General features: G+C 70.8%; 13 protein-coding genes. 4 read left to right on the plus strand and 9 right to left on the minus strand.

Going from position 1 to position 16,299, the window contains the following annotated elements:
- Positions 1 to 172 precede the first annotated feature (172 nt).
- Positions 173 to 823 carry a trimeric intracellular cation channel family protein gene (locus Aru02nite_RS02865; RefSeq protein WP_203654664.1) on the minus strand — a complete coding sequence of 217 codons (651 nt, stop codon included), beginning with the start codon at positions 821 to 823 and terminating at the stop codon, positions 173 to 175.
- A gap of 126 nt (positions 824 to 949) precedes the next feature.
- On the opposite strand from Aru02nite_RS02865, the gene Aru02nite_RS02870 reads away from it, so the two are divergent.
- The gene (locus tag Aru02nite_RS02870; protein ID WP_203654665.1) at positions 950 to 2,323 is read left to right on the plus strand and encodes a hypothetical protein; all 1,374 of its coding nucleotides are present in this window, start codon (positions 950 to 952) and stop codon (positions 2,321 to 2,323) included.
- A 60-nt stretch (positions 2,324 to 2,383) separates the two neighbouring features.
- Here Aru02nite_RS02870 and Aru02nite_RS02875 read toward each other — a convergent pair whose 3' ends face one another.
- The 5 genes from Aru02nite_RS02875 to Aru02nite_RS02895 all read right to left on the minus strand — a co-directional run bounded on the left by Aru02nite_RS02875 (position 2,384) and on the right by Aru02nite_RS02895 (position 6,369).
- A complete protein-coding gene (locus tag Aru02nite_RS02875; protein ID WP_203654666.1) occupies positions 2,384 to 2,578 on the minus strand; it encodes a DUF397 domain-containing protein in 195 nt (64 codons plus the stop codon).
- A 3-nt stretch (positions 2,579 to 2,581) separates the two neighbouring features.
- Positions 2,582 to 3,436 (minus strand): helix-turn-helix domain-containing protein, encoded by an 855-nt coding sequence (locus Aru02nite_RS02880; RefSeq protein WP_203654668.1) that lies wholly within the window; start codon positions 3,434 to 3,436, stop codon positions 2,582 to 2,584.
- A 454-nt stretch (positions 3,437 to 3,890) separates the two neighbouring features.
- The gene (locus Aru02nite_RS02885; RefSeq protein ID WP_203654669.1) at positions 3,891 to 4,937 is read right to left on the minus strand and encodes an LLM class flavin-dependent oxidoreductase; all 1,047 of its coding nucleotides are present in this window, start codon (positions 4,935 to 4,937) and stop codon (positions 3,891 to 3,893) included.
- Positions 4,927 to 5,313, minus strand: a complete 387-nt coding sequence (locus tag Aru02nite_RS02890) for an SCO5389 family protein (RefSeq protein ID WP_203654671.1) — start codon at positions 5,311 to 5,313, stop codon at positions 4,927 to 4,929. Before Aru02nite_RS02890 ends, Aru02nite_RS02885 begins: the two co-directional genes overlap by 11 nt.
- Positions 5,314 to 5,406: 93 nt before the next feature.
- Positions 5,407 to 6,369: an ATP-binding protein gene (locus Aru02nite_RS02895; protein ID WP_203654673.1), complete on the minus strand. Its 963-nt coding sequence runs from the start codon at positions 6,367 to 6,369 to the stop codon at positions 5,407 to 5,409.
- 190 nt (positions 6,370 to 6,559) lie between these two features.
- Between Aru02nite_RS02895 and Aru02nite_RS02900 the strand changes: the two genes are divergently transcribed.
- Both Aru02nite_RS02900 and Aru02nite_RS02905 read left to right on the plus strand, forming a co-directional pair.
- Entirely contained in the window at positions 6,560 to 7,294 is a 735-nt protein-coding gene (locus Aru02nite_RS02900) for a Type 1 glutamine amidotransferase-like domain-containing protein (protein WP_203654675.1), read from the plus strand.
- Between the two features lie 291 nt (positions 7,295 to 7,585).
- The gene (locus tag Aru02nite_RS02905; protein ID WP_203654676.1) at positions 7,586 to 9,814 is read left to right on the plus strand and encodes a bifunctional glycosyltransferase/CDP-glycerol:glycerophosphate glycerophosphotransferase; all 2,229 of its coding nucleotides are present in this window, start codon (positions 7,586 to 7,588) and stop codon (positions 9,812 to 9,814) included.
- A gap of 43 nt (positions 9,815 to 9,857) precedes the next feature.
- Here Aru02nite_RS02905 and Aru02nite_RS02910 read toward each other — a convergent pair whose 3' ends face one another.
- Together Aru02nite_RS02910 and Aru02nite_RS02915 are read right to left on the minus strand one after the other, a co-directional pair.
- Positions 9,858 to 10,757 carry a TylF/MycF/NovP-related O-methyltransferase gene (locus tag Aru02nite_RS02910; RefSeq protein WP_203654677.1) on the minus strand — a complete coding sequence of 300 codons (900 nt, stop codon included), beginning with the start codon at positions 10,755 to 10,757 and terminating at the stop codon, positions 9,858 to 9,860.
- A 103-nt stretch (positions 10,758 to 10,860) separates the two neighbouring features.
- Positions 10,861 to 13,521, minus strand: a complete 2,661-nt coding sequence (locus Aru02nite_RS02915) for a glycosyltransferase (RefSeq protein WP_203654678.1) — start codon at positions 13,519 to 13,521, stop codon at positions 10,861 to 10,863.
- A 441-nt stretch (positions 13,522 to 13,962) separates the two neighbouring features.
- Here Aru02nite_RS02915 and Aru02nite_RS02920 point away from each other — a divergent pair, with 441 nt between their 5' ends.
- Positions 13,963 to 15,543, plus strand: a complete 1,581-nt coding sequence (locus Aru02nite_RS02920; RefSeq protein WP_203654679.1) for a hypothetical protein — start codon at positions 13,963 to 13,965, stop codon at positions 15,541 to 15,543.
- A gap of 5 nt (positions 15,544 to 15,548) precedes the next feature.
- Here Aru02nite_RS02920 and Aru02nite_RS02925 read toward each other — a convergent pair whose 3' ends face one another.
- On the minus strand, positions 15,549 to 16,298 hold the full coding sequence (locus tag Aru02nite_RS02925; protein WP_203654680.1) for an ABC transporter ATP-binding protein: 750 nt from the start codon (positions 16,296 to 16,298) through the stop codon (positions 15,549 to 15,551).
- Position 16,299: the final 1 nt, after the last annotated feature.

Below are 16,299 nucleotides of genomic sequence, written 5' to 3' on the forward strand. Positions count from 1 at the left end.
GCGGGGTGCCTCCCAGCCACGGTCACCTGTTCCCCACGAGACGCTCGTTCACCAGTCCTGACACCCCGGGAAAACCACACCACCCACACACCGCGCCACCCACGTGCTGGTCGTTCACCGGTCCTGACACCCCGGGAAAACCACGCTGCCCGGCCCGTCGACCACCGCGCGATCATGCCTCGCTGCGTGATGGGCGGGTGCCGGTGCGGAGGGCTTGGGGGGCTTTCCAGTGGCGGAGCATGGCGGTGAGGCGGAAGGCGAAGATGAGGGCGGCGGCGAGGGGCGCGTAGACGGGTACGGGGATGGCGGTGTGGTGGGCGAGGGCGACGGCGGCGGCGCCGGCCATGGCGGGGATGGCGTAGAGGTCGGTGTCGACGCGGACGAGGGCGGGGGTCTGGCGGGCGATGACGTCGCGGAGGAGGCCGCCGCCGACGCCGGTGACGACGCCGAGTACGGCGGACTGTACGGAGCCGAGGCCGTGGGCGTACGCGATGAGGGTGCCGGTGACGCAGAAGAGGGCGAGGCCGGCGGCGTCGAAGAGGAGGACGGTGAAGGCGAGGCGTTCGACGACGGGGTGGGCGACGAAGGCGACGGCGGCCGCGGCGAGGGGTACGAGCAGGTAGCCGAGGTGCTGGAACGCGGCGGGTGGCGTGGCGCCGATGACGAGGTCGCGGAGGACGCCGCCGCCGAGGGCGGTGACTTCGGCGAGGACGAGGATGCCGACGGCGTCGAAGCCTTTCTGGATGGCGGTCAGGGCGCCGGAGATGGCGAAGACGAAGATGCCGGCGAGTTCGAGCACGCTGAGTGCGGTGTGGCCCCACATGCACCCCAGTCTCGTGGTACTGCGGGCTCGGCGGCCGGTTCAGGGGTGTGAACTTGTCTTTACGTATGTGACCCGGCGTGCAAGGATCCTTCACCGATCGAGCCTGTTCGGTTGGTGGAGGTGGGCATGGTGGACGAGTCCGACATGGTCATCGGACGGCGGGGGTTGCTCCGCGCCGCCGGCGTCGGTGCGGCCGCGGCGGGTGCCGTGGCGTTGGGCGGTTCGGTGGGTGCGCTGCCGGCGGGCGCGGCACTGGCGACCGGGCGGGCGGTACGGCCGCGGGACGTGAGCGGGTTGCCGCTGGTGGGCGGGCCGGAGTTCCCGATCGGGATCTTCTGGCCGCCCCCGCCGTACGAGACGAGTGTGGCGCGGTACCAGGAGATCGCGGACGCGGGCTTCACGTTCGTGGTGTCGGGGAACTACGCCGACGACGGCAACATCATCGGGTGGCTGCTGGGCTGCGCGGACCAGGTGGGGTTGCGGGTGCTCGTCTCCGACGACACCCAGATCCGGAACATGACGCGCTGGTTCACCATCTCCGACGACCGTTCGGTGCCGATGTCGATCACCTCGGCGGACGCGCGGGAGCTGGTGCAGCGGGCCCTCGACGCGTACGCGAAGCATCCGTCGCTGGCCGGGTTCAACCTGTTCGACGAGCCGTGGGCGGGCATCTTTCCCAGTCTGGGCAAGGCTTTCGGGATCGTACGGGCGGCGGCGCCGGACCTGCTGGCGTACGCGAACCTGTTGCCGGGCAACGGTTCCGGCTACGACACGTACGTCAAGGGGTTCGTGGACGCGGTCGCGCCGTCGCAGCTGTCCTTCGACCGGTACCCGATCGTGGCGTCGGGCGAGGACGCCGGCTACTTCGACAACTGGGCGCGGATGCGGGCGCAGGCGCTGGCGGCGGGTGTGCCGGCGTGGACGTACATCCAGACGCTGGCGTACAACGGGCACGCGACGCCGACGGCGGCGGACCTGGCCTGGCAGGTCAACGTGAGCCTCGCGTACGGCGCCAAGGGCATCCAGTACTTCACCTACTGGACACCGGATCCCGCCCGCGGTGAGGGTTTCCAGCCGGCGCTGATGACCCTCGACGGCCACCGCACTCCCCGGTACGACGCGGCGAAGAAGCTCAACCGCCAGTGGCTGGCGCCCGTCGGCCGGGTACTCAAGCCGCTCGTGTCGGCCAGCGTGCAGCACGCGAACGAGTCGCCGCTGCCGACCGGCGCGACCGGGTTCACGCCGGACGACGACATCTCCGCCGCCACCGGCAGCGCGCTGGTGATCGGACGGTTCACCGACCCGGCCGGGACCGCGCGCTACGTGCTCGCCGCGAACCGCAGCCGTACCGCGGTGGCCACGTCGCGCCTCACCACCGGGTCGGCGGTCGGCGCGGTCGCCCGCTACGACGCCGTCTCCGACTCCTGGCGCACCGTCTCCCCCGGCGCGCTCGACCTGTCGCTGGCCGCGGGCGACGCGGTCCTGTTCCGGCTCACCTGAGTCCACTGTGGACATCCGCCGTACCGGTCCGGCCCGGTGCGGCGGACGTCCCGTCGCCCGTCAGCCGAGCCGGCCGTACTTCACCGCGTCGGTGAACGCCGCGAACGCCGCAGGCCCCACCACCAGCGTTCCGCCGTCCCGGTCCTTGCTGTCCCGCACCCCGACGACCCGCGTCCCGGTCGCCACCTCGACACAGTTGCCGCCGGTGCCGTTGCTGCGGATGCTCTTTCTCCACTCGACTGAGGTCAGGTCCATCGCTCACATCTCCTTCACCGCCGCCTGGATGAAGTCCCTCGATTGAAGCCGATCGAGCGCCCGACATTCCAGATCGCGCATCACGAAGTTGTACCTGGTCAGATCTTTCGCCCTGTCAAGGTACAGACCGCCGATGTACGACTCCAGGTACACGACTCCGGGGTCCTGCCGATCCGGGAATTCGAGAATCACGAACGACGACGCCATCGCAGCGTGCTGCCCCATGGAAAACGGGAAGACACGCACGTCGACGTTGGGAAGGTCCGTGCACTCGATGACGTGCTCAAGCTGTTTCCGCATCGCCCGACGGTCGCCAACGGCTCGTCGGAGAACAGCTTCGTTGAGGATCATCGATACGTGTGGCGCGGACGGTTCCTCCCGGGTCAGCAGATCTTGGCGCCGCATCCGCAGAGCCACACGCTTCTCGATGTCCTCGGTGCTGTCATTCGTCGACGCTCGACAAATTGCGAAGCAATAGTCGGGGGTCTGCAACAGCCCCGGCACCAACTCGGCGTCGTAGCTGCGCATGTCGCTTGCTGTGGATTCAAGGTCCATGAACGGCACGAACCACGAGGGCAGCGCATCCCCATACGCGTGCCACCAGTTCTTTGCCTTGGCCTCTCCAGCCAGAGTCACGAGTAGATCGGATGTCTGTTCGTCGGCGTGGTAGAGCTGGCTGAGGGCGATGACGTCGGACTTGGTGGGGGCGACGCGGCCGGTCTCGATGCGCCAGATCTTGTGGCGGGACCAGCCGAGTTCGTCGGCGGCGATCTCGGCGGTGTAGCCGGCGGCGACGCGCAGGGCCTTGGTCTGGCGGCCGAGCTGGCGGCGCGGGACGGTGGATCCGGCTTCGGTCATGGTGCACTCCTGGTCGACGGTGTTGCACGGTGGGACGCCGCCGTCGCACGCCGAGGCGCCGACGGCGCCCGGTGCAACAAACCAGTCAGGCGGTGCCGTTCAGCTCGCAAGCCGGCGTGCCGCACCAGACGCCGCAATCCTCCCACCGTGGGTACGTTCCGTGATGCCCCACCGTACGGCGAGTCGTGTCGGGACGGCGTCACCGCGACCGTCGCGCGGGAGTACCACTGTCCGAAGTGGACTGTCGCGGGTGGACACCGCGCGCCGCGCGCACCCGGTGTCGTAACAGAAAGGGCGCGACATCTGTGATGTGCGGCGTGTGTTGCGCCCGCGGCGAGCCGAACGGCCGCCGCCGCCCGCCACCTGCTGACCGGACCCGCCGCGCACGCCACGCCGACACGACCCCGCTGCTCGTCAACGGCCCAGCGGCCCAGCGGCCCAGCGGCTCAGCGACTCAGCGACTCAGCGTCGCGCCGAGGGCGGCGATCGTCTCGCGCGTGGCGGCCGGGTCGCCGGCTCCCTCCACCATCAGCAGGGCGCGCCGGATCCCTGTCGCCGCAACGGATTCCGCCAGCCGTTCGGTGACGTCCGCGGCGGTACCGACGGGTTGCGTGGCGAGCAGCCGGGCCAGGTACGCCGCGTGGTCGGTGATCGGCGGCGCGCTCCCGTCGATCCGGACGTAGCCTGTGGTGGCGGCGAGGCGGGCGGGCATCGCGGCGCGCAGCCGGCGGTGCGCCTCGGCCCGGGTGTCCGCCTGGTACGCGAGGAACGCGGCGGCGTGGTCGACGTCCGGGTCGTAACCGTGCCGCTCGGCGACCGCGGCGTACCGGTCGAGCAGCGCGCGCTTCTCCGCGTCGGTGGCGTGCATCCCCAGCAGCAGCGGCAGCCCGCGTGCCGCGGCGCACTCCACAGTTGACGGCGAGGTGGCCGCGACGTACACCGGGACGGGGTGTTCCGGTTGCGGCACAACGGAAACCGGACGGAACGCGAAGTGTCGGCCGGCCGCGCCGAGACTGTCCACACCGGACAACCAGCCGGTCATCAGGTCGAGCGACTCGGCGAACCCGGTGCGATATCGGTCCAGCCCGGTGCCGAACACCTCCAGGTCCACCCACGGCCCGCCGCGCGCGACGCCCAGCGCGAACCGGCCGCCGGACACCGCGTCGAGGAGTACCGCCTCCTCGGCGAGCGCGACCGGGTGCCGCGCGGACAGCACGCACGCGGCCGTCCCCACCGTGATCCTTTCCGTACGCCCCAACAGGTGTGCGGCCAGCGCCGGCGCCGACGGGCAGCACCCGTACGTCACGAAGTGGTGTTCGGCGAACCAGGCGCCGTCGAACCCCGCCGCCTCCGCCGCCACCCCGTACTCCACCGCCCGGCGCACCGCGTCCGCCGTCGTACCACCGGATGTGGGTGCGGCGAGCAGGAACGCGTCGATCCGGGTGGTGCGCGGGGCGGTGATCCGCCCGCCCCGCGCACCCGTCCGGGGCTCAGCAGTCACGGAGTTCCGGCGACTGGTTGAGCAGCTGGCCGCGCGGCGAGATGAACGCGCGGTACCGGTCACTGTCCACAGCGGACGGTGCGAACGCGGCGACCCGGTGGCAGTTCTGGAACGCCAGCGACACTCCGAAGTGCCGCTCCAGCCCGCCGCGGATCGCGTTCGATGCCAACGCGCGCAACAGTTGCCCGCGCTCGGCCTCGCTCGGCGGCGGCGTCGAGTCGTCCGCGAAGCCGCTCGCGTCGACCCGGCCGGCGACCTCGCTCACCTTCTCCCACGCGTACGGCAGGGACGCGCGGACGCAGGCGACGAACTCCTCGTCCGACACCGCGCCGCTCTCCGCCTTGGCCAACAGTTCGGGGGAAACATCCAGGGACATCCAGGTACTCCTCGGTGGACGGCTCCGGCGCGGGCGCGCCGGAGAGTTCGGGTCCGGTACGGCTTCCGTTGTGCCGCAACCGGATGCGGTCGGTCAGGACGCGGGGACGGGCGCCGGGCCGAGGACGAAGTCCGGGTCGACCTGGTCGGCCAGGTCGGCGCCGGTCCGGTCGTTCGCCCACGCCCGCGCGTTCCGCAGGTGGAACGCGACGGCCTGTCGGGTGTACGCCGGCCAGTCCCGTACGGCGGCGTCGACGGTGTCGGCGAGGGTGCCGAGAACGGTGCGGTTGTGCGGTTCCAGCCCGGACAGCGGGCCGAACCGGCCGCGCTCCGCGGCGCGCACGTAGTCCGACCGGCCGAACACGCCGAGCAGGTCGGCGCCGAGCTGCTCGCGCAGGAACGCGGCGTCGGTGTCGTCGGTGACCTTGTTGCCGACGGCGGCCAGCCGTACGCCGTGCTCCCGCGCGTACCTCGCGTACTGCCGGTGGACGCCGACGCTGCGCAGGGTCGGCTCGCACACCACGAACGTCTGGTCGAACCGGGTGAACAGCCCCGACGCGAACGCGTCCGCGCCCGCCGTCATGTCCACCACCACGTACTCCCCCGGCCCGTCGACCAGATGGTTCAGCAGCAGCTCGACCGCGCCGACCTTGCTGTGGTAGCAGGCGACACCCAGATCCTCGGCGGAGAACTGCCCGGTCACCGCCAGCCGCACGTCCCCGACCGTACGGATCAGCTTGTCGTACAAGGGATTGGGGCCGGTGACGGTGAGCAGGCGGGAACCGCGGCCGGGCGGCGTGGTCTTCACCATCGCCGCGGCGGAGGCGATCCGCGGGTTGGTGCCCCGCAGGTACTCCTTGATCTCGGTGAGGTGGTCGCCGAGGGTGGGCAGCCGGTCCGCCTCGGCCTCGGGCAGGCCCAGCGCGACGGCGAGGTGCTGGTTGATGTCGGCGTCGACGGCCAGCACGGGCGCGCCGGTCGCGGCGAGGTGCCGGGCGAACAGGCCGGACAGCGTCGTCTTGCCGCTGCCGCCCTTGCCGACGAGGGCGATCTTCACTGGTTCCCCTTCTCGTCGGGGACGCCCGCGGCGCCCCCGGTTGATCATGTGCGTTGATGAAACTAGTAGTCGTTTTCATTAGTGGTGTCAAGTCGATCCGTACCGACACGCTGACGATCCGTGGCCACGACGGGGCTGCCGTCGGCGGTCCGCACCCCCGCGACACCGGCCGCCGGATAGGCTCACGTCGATGAACGCGAGCAGCCGTACGCCGACGATCCTGGCCACCTCCGGCGGTCTGGTCCGCGGTCGACACACCGACCTCGCCCCCGGACCGCTGCTGTGGCACGCCCTCGCACTCAGCGGCGCGCGACGACCGCGCCTGACGTACCTGGGGCAGGCCGGCGGCGACGACAAGTCCTTCGCCGGCGCGCTGCACGAGGCGTTCTACGGCACCGACGTCGACCTCACCTGCGTCCGCCTGCTCCCCATGCCGAACGTGCCGGACCTGCGCGCGCACCTGCTCGCCGCCGACGTGATCTGGGTCGGCGGCGGCAGCGTCGCCGGACTGCTCGCGCTGTGGCGGCTGCACGGCGTCGACGAGATCCTGCGCGAGTGCTGGGACGCCGGTGTGGTCCTCACCGGCGTGTCCGCCGGCTCGATCTGCTGGCACGTCGGCGGCACCACCGACTCGTACGGGCCGGAGCTGCGCGCCGTCGACAACGGCCTCGCCTTCCTGCCGTACAGCAACGGGGTGCACTACGACTCCGAGGCGCAGCGCCGGCCGCTGTTCCAGTCACTCGTCGCCGACGGCACCCTGCCCGCCGGGTATGCCACGGACGACGGCGTCGGGCTGCTCTACCGCGGCACCGAACTCGTCGAGGCGCTGCGCGAGCGCCGCACCGACGCCGCCGCGTACCGGGTGGAGCCGGACGGCGCGGGCGGGGCCACCGAGACCCGCATCGAGCCGCGCCAGCTCGACTGACCGCGCCGTCCACAGTGGACCGTCCACTGTGGTACGAGAACAACCGGGTGACCGGGTGCAGACCGGAATCCCGGGCGGGGGGCGGACAAACGCGGCCATGTTCCCGGTCGCCCGGACGTCCGTTGTATCGTTGGTCAACGCTTGTCAACCTCTCGGGTACGAAACCGGGGTCGTGAGTCGCAGGGTGGCGAGGCACCTCGCTGGCAGCGGCGCACGACCCCGTCCCACGCACGGTCCGGCAAGCTGCGTCGGCCGCCGGAGCGGCGGGGAGGTCTGGGAGGTAGGTGTTTCGTGGCCCTGCTGAGCGTCGTGGTGCCCGCGTACGACGTCGAGGACTTTCTGCCGGAGTGCCTCGACTCCCTGCTGGGACAGTCGTTCACCGACATCGAGGTGATCGGCGTCGACGACCGCTCACCCGACCGCTGCGGCGAGATCCTCACCGATTACGCGGCGCGTGACCCGCGGGTGAAGGTGCTGCGGCTGCCCGAGAACCGCGGGCTCGGCGGCGCCCGCAACGCCGGCCTCGCCGAGGCCACCGGGGAGTACGTGTGGTTCGTCGACTCGGACGACTGGGTCGACGGGCGGGCGCTCGCGACGATCGCCGAGCGGATCGCGGCCACCCGGCCGGACGTGCTGTTCGTCGGACACACCCTGGCGTACCGGGATCTGCGCACCGAGCGCGACCCCGGCGACGCCGTCCTGCCCGGCCTGCCCGAGGTGTGCACCGCCGCCGAACACCCCGAGGTGTTCCGGGTCTTCCCGTCCGCGTGGAACAAGGTGGTGCGCCGCGAGTTCCTGCTGGGACTGGGGATCGACTACCCGACCGGGGCGTACGAGGACCTGCCCGTCACGTTCCCGCTGCTGTGCGCCGCCGACCGGATCGCCACCGTCCCCGACGTCTGCCTGTACTACCGGCAGCGCCAGGGTTCCATCCTCAACTCCGGCGGCGAGAAGCACCTCGACCTGGTCGACCAGTACCGGCTGGTGTTCCAACGGCTGGCCGCGCTCGGCGACCGGGCGCTCGTCACCCCGGTGTACACGTTCATGGCCAAGCACCTGTTCGTCCTGCTCGGCGCCGGCCGGATCGGGCGCGCGCACCGCCGCGAGTACTTCGACCGCGCGAGCGCGCTGACCCGCGAGCTGCGTCCCGCCGGCTTCACCCCGCCCGGCGGACTCGACGGCGTGCGGTACCGGCTGCTGGTGTCCGGGTCGTGGCCGGGCGTGGTCGCGCTGCGCCGCGGATACCAGGTGGCGCAAGGGATCCGGCGCGGCGTGCGGCGCGTCTCCCGACCGGCCCGGCGGGCCCTGCGACGCGCCCGCGCACTCGCCGGCAAGGCCCTCCTCCGCCTGTACTACAAGGCCCAGGCCCGCGGCCCGCTCGACGAGCACCTCGCCCTCTACTGCGCGTACTGGGGCCGCGGGTACGCGTGCAACCCGCGCGCCATCTACGAGAAGGCCCGCGAGCTGGCCCCCGACGTGCGCGGGGTGTGGGTGGTGACCGCCGAGGGCGCCGCGACCCTGCCCGAGGGCGTACCGCACGTGGTGCAGGACACGCCGGCGTTCTACCGCGCGCTGGCCCGCGCGAAATACTTGATCAACAACAACAACTTCGGCAACTACCTGGTGAAGCGGCAGGGATCCGTGTTCGTGCAGACGCACCACGGCACCCCGCTCAAGTCGATGGGCGTCGACGAGCGCCGCCACCCGCTCACCCCCGCCACCCGGCACAACAGCGTCAAGAGCCTGCTGCAGCGCTGCGACGCCTGGGACTACGACCTCAGCTCCAACGCGTACTCCACCACCGTGTGGCACAAGGCGTACCCGCGCGACTTCACCACCCTGGAGTACGGCTACCCGCGCAACGACGTCCTCGTCAACACCACCCCCGAACAGGTCGCCGAACTCCGCGCCCGGCTCGGCATCGGCCCCGACGAGACCGTCGTGCTCTACGCGCCCACGCACCGCGAGTACCAGTCCGAGTACCAGCCGCTGTTCGACCCGGACGCGTTCGTCGCCGCGCTCGGACCGCGGCACCGGCTGCTGCTGCGCGCGCACTACTTCTACGGCGCCGGCACCGGCCACCCCGACTCGCCCGACGTCATGGACGTCTCGTCGTACCCGGTGGTCGAGGACCTGTACCTGGTGGCCGACGTGCTCGTCACCGACTACTCGTCCGTGATGTTCGACTACGGCGTCCTCGACCGGCCCATCGTCATCTACGCGCCCGACTGGCACGTCTACCGCGACACCCGCGGCGCGTACTTCAACCTCGCCGCCGCCCCGCCCGGCCTGTTCGTCCGCGACTACGACGAACTCGTCGAGACGTTCCGCACCGGCACCGTCGACACCGCCGAGACCCGCGCGCTGCGCGCCGACTTCCGTGACCGGTTCTGCTCCTTCGACGACGGCCGCGCCGCCGAGCGCGTCGTACGCAAGGTGATGCTCGGCGAGGAACCCGCCCTGCCCGCCGCCGCACAGACGGACGGGGCCGGCCAGCGGCAACCGCTGACCAGCCCCTGACACACCGTGCGCCGGGGCGGACCACACCGCCCCGGCCGACGACCTACGGCTTCACCGCGATCCGGCCCGACCCGCAGCGCACCAGCAGCAGCTTCGCGCCGGACTTCGCCAGGAACTCCTCGGTCGCCTCGCGCGAACCGTCCCAGTACCCGTAGTCGTCGATGATCAGCACGCCACCGGACACCAGCCGCGGGTACAGGTGCTCCAGCTCGTGCTTGGTCGACGCGTACCAGTCGGTGTCGAGGCGCAGGATCGAGATCTGCTCCGGCGCCTCCTGCGGGATGGTGTCCTCCACCATGCCCTGCACGTAGTGCACCTTCTCCTTCGGGTACGGCACCTTCGACATGCCGTCCCGCACGTCCTCCAGGGTCGCCGCGGCCTTCACCCAGGAGTCGTCGGCGGCCACGGCCAGCAGGTCGTCGGCCGCCTTCCCGTCCCGCACCCGGACGTCCTTCTCGCTCGGCGGCGGCATGCCCTCGAACGTGTCGAACAGGTACAGGTCCCGCGTGTGGTCGCCGAACGAGTCGAACGTCCGGGCCACCGCCTGCATCGACCCGCCCCGCCAGACACCGCACTCCACCACGTCACCCGGTACGTCGTGGTTGTGCACGTACCGGACGGCGGCGATGAGGCCGTGCAGCTTCTCCGGGCTGGTCATCGTGTAGCCCTTGACCGCGCGGATGACCTCCGCGGTGTCCTCGTCGAAGTCCACCGGGAAGCCGGTGCCCTTCGCCGCGGGCTTCGGCGGTTTCGCCTCACCGGCGCCCACCGCGGCGGCCGCCTTCTCCAACCGGGCGGCGACGGCCTCGTGCCGCGACGTCGCCTCGTTCAGCTGTTGGATCCGGTCGCTCATCGCCGCACTCATCGCGGCATTCCGGGTACTCACGAACCGGAATCCGGTGGTACGCGCCAGAAACGCGTTGAAGCGTCGTGCGCCGCTCATCAACTCTCCCATCGTTGATGCGGGGCCGAGCGGACACTCGACCCCCGGCCGACCGGCCACAGCGAGCGGGACGCCGCGCGGCGTCCCGCTCCGGTGCATCCCGTCAACCGGACGTTTCCGCCCCGGCGACCGGGGCGTCATCGTGCCGGGCACCGTCCGGCTCTGCGCCGATGGCGGCGTAGAACTGGTTGACCGCGTCCCTGTTGTAGGCCACGTAGTCGAAAGGGGGGTTCGGGACGTTGCCCCGGAGGTATTCGCGCATACCCCCGGCCAGGTCCTCCACGGTGCGCGGTACGACGAGGCCGACACCCTCGGACAGCGACCCACGAACCGAGGCGAAGTCGGTGGAGACCACCGGAAGCCCGAGTACCCGGGCCTCCAGGATGACCATCGGCTGCCCCTCGTAGTCGCTGGACAGGACGAAACAGTCGGCCACCTTCATGATCGCGTGCGGATTGTTCTGCTGCCCCGCCATGATCACCGCATCGTCCAGACCCAGCTCGGTGACGAGCGCGTCGAGGTCGGTCCGCAGCGGCCCGCTGCCGATGACGATCAGGCGGGTCTTCGGGTTCTCCTTGTGTACCAACCCGAACGCCCGGATCAACCGGGCGTGGTTCTTCTCCGGCGAGCAGCGGCCGACCGTCACGAACGTGGTGACGCCGTCGCCGGGAGTCAGGATGCGGTCGATGAGCGCGCGGCGCTCGGCGGCCTCGCGCCGGGCCAGCAGTCGCTTCGCCTCCTCCTCCGGACTCTCCGAGCCGGAGTCGCCGACCACGCCCTCGTCGCCGCCAACCGCGCCGCCGTCCTCGGCCGGCAGCTCCGCGTACAGGTCGGCCTCGGCCTGCTGGAGGATGCGGTCGAAGTTCACCGTGTTCAGCGCCGACACGAACTGCGCGTTGCCCGCGTACTTGCCGAGTTTCTCGGCGTTGATGTCGGAGAGCACCGGCGACACCGACACCAGGCGGTCGAAGTACCGGTAGGTGGAGAAGACGGCACCGAGGCCGGCCTCCAGCGGACGCTTGCCGTTGACCTCGCGCATGCGGTCCGCGGCGAGGTCGTTGTGCAGCCAGATGGAGTGCTTCTTCGCCTCGCCCTCCAGGAACAGGTACGTCCAGAACGGGCCGTAGCCGGAGAAGTCCACGATGTAGTCGAACTGGCTGGCGCCGAACACCCGCCGCCACTCGTCGCGGAACAGCGCGCGGTGCGCGTCGAGGTTGACTTTCGCGCCGTCCAGGCCGCGGGCCAGCAGCTTGCGCCGGCCGAGCGTGAACCGCTTGCTGCCGTTGATCCCCCCGATGTACGGGAACAGCCGCACGTTCGGGTTGATGGCGCTCTCGTTCTTCACGCGGTCCCGGCTGCGCCGGCGGTACGAGTAGAACGCGGACACGTCGAAGCGGGTGTAGTCGATGTTGTCCAGCAGGTTCAGCATCGACGTGGTGATCCCGTTGGTACGCATGCCGCCCAGGTAGATCAGGATCGACTCGCGGCCGTCGGTCAGGTCGGTGCGGACGTCGCGGTCCGCGGTACGCCCGCGGAACACCACGTCGACCACCCGGCTCGCCGCGTGCCCGTCGTCCACCGGCGCGTACTCCTGGCGCGTCTTCTCGTACCGGGTGGCGTAGGTGACGGACACGTCGTCCTCACCGCCGGTACCCAGCCCGTTCAGCCAGCCGGCGAGGGTACCGATGTCGTCGGTGACCGGACCCGGCCACTCCTCGGGCCGCACGTACAGCCCGCGGCTGCCGTCGTAGTCGGCGAGGTCCGGCACGAAGAACACGATCGGCCGGCCGGTGGCGAGGAAGTCGTAGAAGATGCTGGAGTAGTCGCTGATCAGCACCTCGCTGACGCCGAGCGCGACGTTCGCCGGCATGTCGTTGGGCACCAGGATCTCGCGCAGGTCCGCACGCTCCACCGCGTACTTGTACACCTGCTGGTGCACCCGCAGCAGCACCCGGTACTTCGCGGTGTCGATCCGCTCGTTGAGCGCCTGCACCCGGCGCAGCAGCTCCTCGGCGTCGTCCTCGGGCGTCTGGAACGAGTCGCCCTTCCAGGTCGGCGCGTACAGCACGATCTTCTGGTCGTCGCCCACCACGACACCGCGCTCGCGCAGCTCGGCGCGCGCCGCCGCGTCCTCCTCCGCCGACAGGTACTGCCGGTCGATGCGCGGGAAGCCCTCCTGCACGATCGCGCCGCGGTAGATGCCGCGCAGCTTGTAGGCCGTCTCGTACATCTGCTTCGTCATGAACTCGCTGCCGGACAGCAGGTAGTCGGCCATCACGAAGTTGCGGATGATGTTGCGGGTCTCGGCCCCGCCGTTCTCGACGTCGTACCCCATCTTCTTGAGCGGGGTGCCGTGCCAGGTGTTGACATAGACCTGGCCGTCGCGCTTGCCGAACTGCGGCGGGAACGTCGCGTTGTTCACCAGGTACCGCGAGGTGGCCAGGGCCCGGTAGTACGCCGTCGACTGGTACCGGACGAAGCTCACGTTCGGGTGGCCGGCGAACTCGCGGATCGTCCGCTTGTACCGGTGGAAGTCGCTCAGCACCCAGATGTGCTTGAGGTGCTTCATGTCCGGCGCGGCGAGCAGCTCGCGGAAGATGGCCTCCGGGTTGCACAGCATCCCGTTGCCGGAGAACGACTCGTACAGCACGGTGTCGGGCTCGATCTTCGCCTCGCGCCAGTGTGCGTGCGACTCGAACTGCCTGATGACCTTGATGCGGTGACGGATACGTCGGAGCTTCGTACCCATCTTCGACCGTGCCATCGTTCTCCTGCCGAGCGTGGGGGCTTCGTACTTGAGCGGGCTTACACCACAAATCGCCGATAACGGCCGAACCGTTACAAGGCGCTGATATTCCGACTTGTGCACCATACATCCGGGCGCCGCCACGGCCCTCGTGGACCCGGCGGAGCAGACGCAGGCCCCGTACACCCCCCGCCCGACCTGGCAGGGGGATCCGACCACGATAACCGACAGGCATCTCCCGGCCGAACCGGCGTCGACACCCCGGCGAACGGCGCCTGTTTCCCGGTTCGCGACCGCCACGCCGGGCGGGTACGGCATCCTGCAAGAGCTGTCACCATCCGCTGACGTCGCGTTGACCTGGCCCTTGCCGGGTCCGGACTACGGTGACTCGGGTGGCGCCGGGCACGAAGCGTCCCGCCCACCCGAACGTCTTGGGGGGGACGTGTGGGATCCGGTGCGATGACGCTGCCCCGCGCCGACGGCGCCGGTGCCGCACGCCGCGCCCGATGGTCCGCCGCCGTCCCGGTCGCGCTGCTGTACCTGCTCGCCGGCGCGTTCGGCCTCGCCGTCGCGTGGCGGCTGCCCTGGGTCGGCGACACCGGCCTGCACCTCGCCGTGATCGAACAGCTCAGCCGCAACCTCGGCAACCCGCCCGACCCGCTCGTCGGCGCCCACTCCCCCAGCCCGTACTACACGCCGTACTCGCTCGTGCAGGCGCTGCTGATGCGCGGCACCGGACTCGGCGCCCGCGACGTACTGCGCCTCTTCGCGGTCGTCAACGCGCTGCTCGTCGCCTCCGGCGTACACCACCTGATCCGCCGGTACTGCCGGGAAGCCTGGGCGCCGCTGCTCGCCGTGCTCGCCATCGTGCTGCTCGACGGCACGAGCGTCCTGGTCTGGTCCGGGTACTACGGCCTCGTCTCGCTCACCGTCACCCTCTTCTACCCCAGTACGTTCGCGCTCGGCGTCACGTTGCACCTGTGGGCGCTGCTGGCCTGGCTGCTGCCGTCCGGCGGACCGCCCCGTACCGGGCGGTGGCAGTGGCTGCTGTACCCGGCGATCGGGCTGATCGGCGCGGACGTCGCGCTCGACCACCAGTTCACCGCGATCGGCGCCGCGCTCGGCTGCCTGGCGCTGCTCGTCCACCGCGCCCGGCACCTGACCCTCCGCCACCTCGCCGGTCTCGCGGTGGCCGTGGCCGTCACCGTCGCCGTCGTCGCCGCCTGGCCCTACTTCTCGATCCTGTCCCTGACCGGCTCACCCGACCAGCTCGACACCATCCACCGCCGCCTGTACTCGCACGTCCTGGAGCTGTACGGGCTCGGCCTGCTCACCGGACTGCCCGTGCTCGCCGTACGGTTCCGGCGCAGCCGCACCGATCCGTTCGTACTGCTCGCCGCGTTCACCGCGGTACTCGTCGGCTACGGGCTGGTCACCAGCCACTACGCGTGGGGCCGCGCCTGGCCGATGCTGCTGCTCGCCGGGCAGCTCGCGCTCGGCATGGAGTTCGCCGCGGTCCTCAGCCGCCGCGGCGCACGCAACCTCGGCCGCGCCGCCCGCCCCGTCCGCGCGTACGCAGCGGCCGCCCTCGCGGTGGCGCTGCTGATGGGACTCTGGACGCAGGCCGGCGGCCTCGCCTTCTTCGTACGGCTGCCCGCGGTGGTGCGGCACCACGTCGAGGTGAAGGGCGACTGGGGCACCTACTCCTGGATCACCCGGTACGTGCCGCCCGGCGAGACGGTCCTCGCCGACACGTTCCACTCACTCCGGATGGTTCCGGCATACCGGATCTTCACCGTGACCCCGGCGTACCCGGAGCCGTGGCTGCCGTCCGAACACCGGCGCGACGCCGACACCGCCGCCATGCTCGCCGCCGACACACCCGCCGCCGAACGCGACCGACTCTTCGCCCGCTACGGCATCCGCTGGCTCATCCTGTACCCCAGCGACGCGCGCCGGCTCCGCGCCGCCGGAGTACGGCTGGACACGGTCGCGCACAGCCCGAAGTACCCGCGCGACGGCCTCTACCGCCTCCGGTAGGACCGTCAGACCTTCGCGAAGTCGTGGTACGTGTCGAGCGCGTCCTCGACCGGCCCGTCCGTGATCAGCTGGCCGCCGCGCAGGTAGATGCCGCGCTTGCAGAAGCGGCGCAGATCCGCGTCGGAGTGCGAGACGAGCACCAGGGTGCGGCCCTGCGCCAGCATCCCCTCGATCGTCGCGTAGCACTTCTCCCGGAACTTGCGGTCACCCACCGCCAGCGCCTCGTCCACCAGCAGTACCGGATGCTCCAGCTGGGTGATCACCGCGAACCCGAGCCGCACCTTCATACCGGACGAGTAGTGCCGGACCGGGGTGTCGATGAAGTCGCCGATCTCCGCGTAGTCCACGATCTCGTCGAACTTCGACCGGATCTGCTGACTGCTCAGGCCGTGCATCGCCGCCACGATCTGGACGTTCTCCCGGCCGGTCAGATCGCCCGAGAAACCCGCCGACAACTCCAGCAGCGGCGCCACCTTGCCGCGGCACACCACGCTGCCCTCGTCCGGGGTGAGCACGCCGGCGATCAGCCGCAGCAGCGTGCTCTTGCCCGTACCGTTCGAGCCGATCAGGCCGACCGCCTCGCCGTGCTGGATCGAGAAGTCGAGGTGCCGCAACGCCCAGAAGTCGGTCGTCGCCGCCGGCGTCCGCCGGTTCTTGCCGCGGAAGATGAACATCTCGCGCAGCTTGCGCTGCTTGCGCCGACCCTTGTTGAACTGGATACCCAGGTCGTGGGCCTCGATGACGGGGTCGCTCATC

This window comes from Actinocatenispora rupis (assembly GCF_016861975.1).
Lineage (GTDB): Bacteria > Actinomycetota > Actinomycetes > Mycobacteriales > Micromonosporaceae > Actinocatenispora > Actinocatenispora rupis.

Coding starts and splice junctions, on each gene's coding strand:
- Aru02nite_RS02910 (WP_203654677.1), bottom strand. CDS start 10,757: ATGAGCGGCGCACGACGCTTCAACGCGTTTCTGGCGCGTACCACCGGA.
- Aru02nite_RS02925 (WP_203654680.1), bottom strand. CDS start 16,298: ATGAGCGACCCCGTCATCGAGGCCCACGACCTGGGTATCCAGTTCAAC.
- Aru02nite_RS02875 (WP_203654666.1), bottom strand. CDS start 2,578: ATGGACCTGACCTCAGTCGAGTGGAGAAAGAGCATCCGCAGCAACGGC.
- Aru02nite_RS02865 (WP_203654664.1), bottom strand. CDS start 823: ATGTGGGGCCACACCGCACTCAGCGTGCTCGAACTCGCCGGCATCTTC.
- Aru02nite_RS02900 (WP_203654675.1), top strand. CDS start 6,560: ATGAACGCGAGCAGCCGTACGCCGACGATCCTGGCCACCTCCGGCGGT.
- Aru02nite_RS02880 (WP_203654668.1), bottom strand. CDS start 3,436: ATGACCGAAGCCGGATCCACCGTCCCGCGCCGCCAGCTCGGCCGCCAG.
- Aru02nite_RS02920 (WP_203654679.1), top strand. CDS start 13,963: ATGACGCTGCCCCGCGCCGACGGCGCCGGTGCCGCACGCCGCGCCCGA.
- Aru02nite_RS02915 (WP_203654678.1), bottom strand. CDS start 13,521: ATGGCACGGTCGAAGATGGGTACGAAGCTCCGACGTATCCGTCACCGC.
- Aru02nite_RS02870 (WP_203654665.1), top strand. CDS start 950: ATGGTGGACGAGTCCGACATGGTCATCGGACGGCGGGGGTTGCTCCGC.
- Aru02nite_RS02890 (WP_203654671.1), bottom strand. CDS start 5,313: ATGTCCCTGGATGTTTCCCCCGAACTGTTGGCCAAGGCGGAGAGCGGC.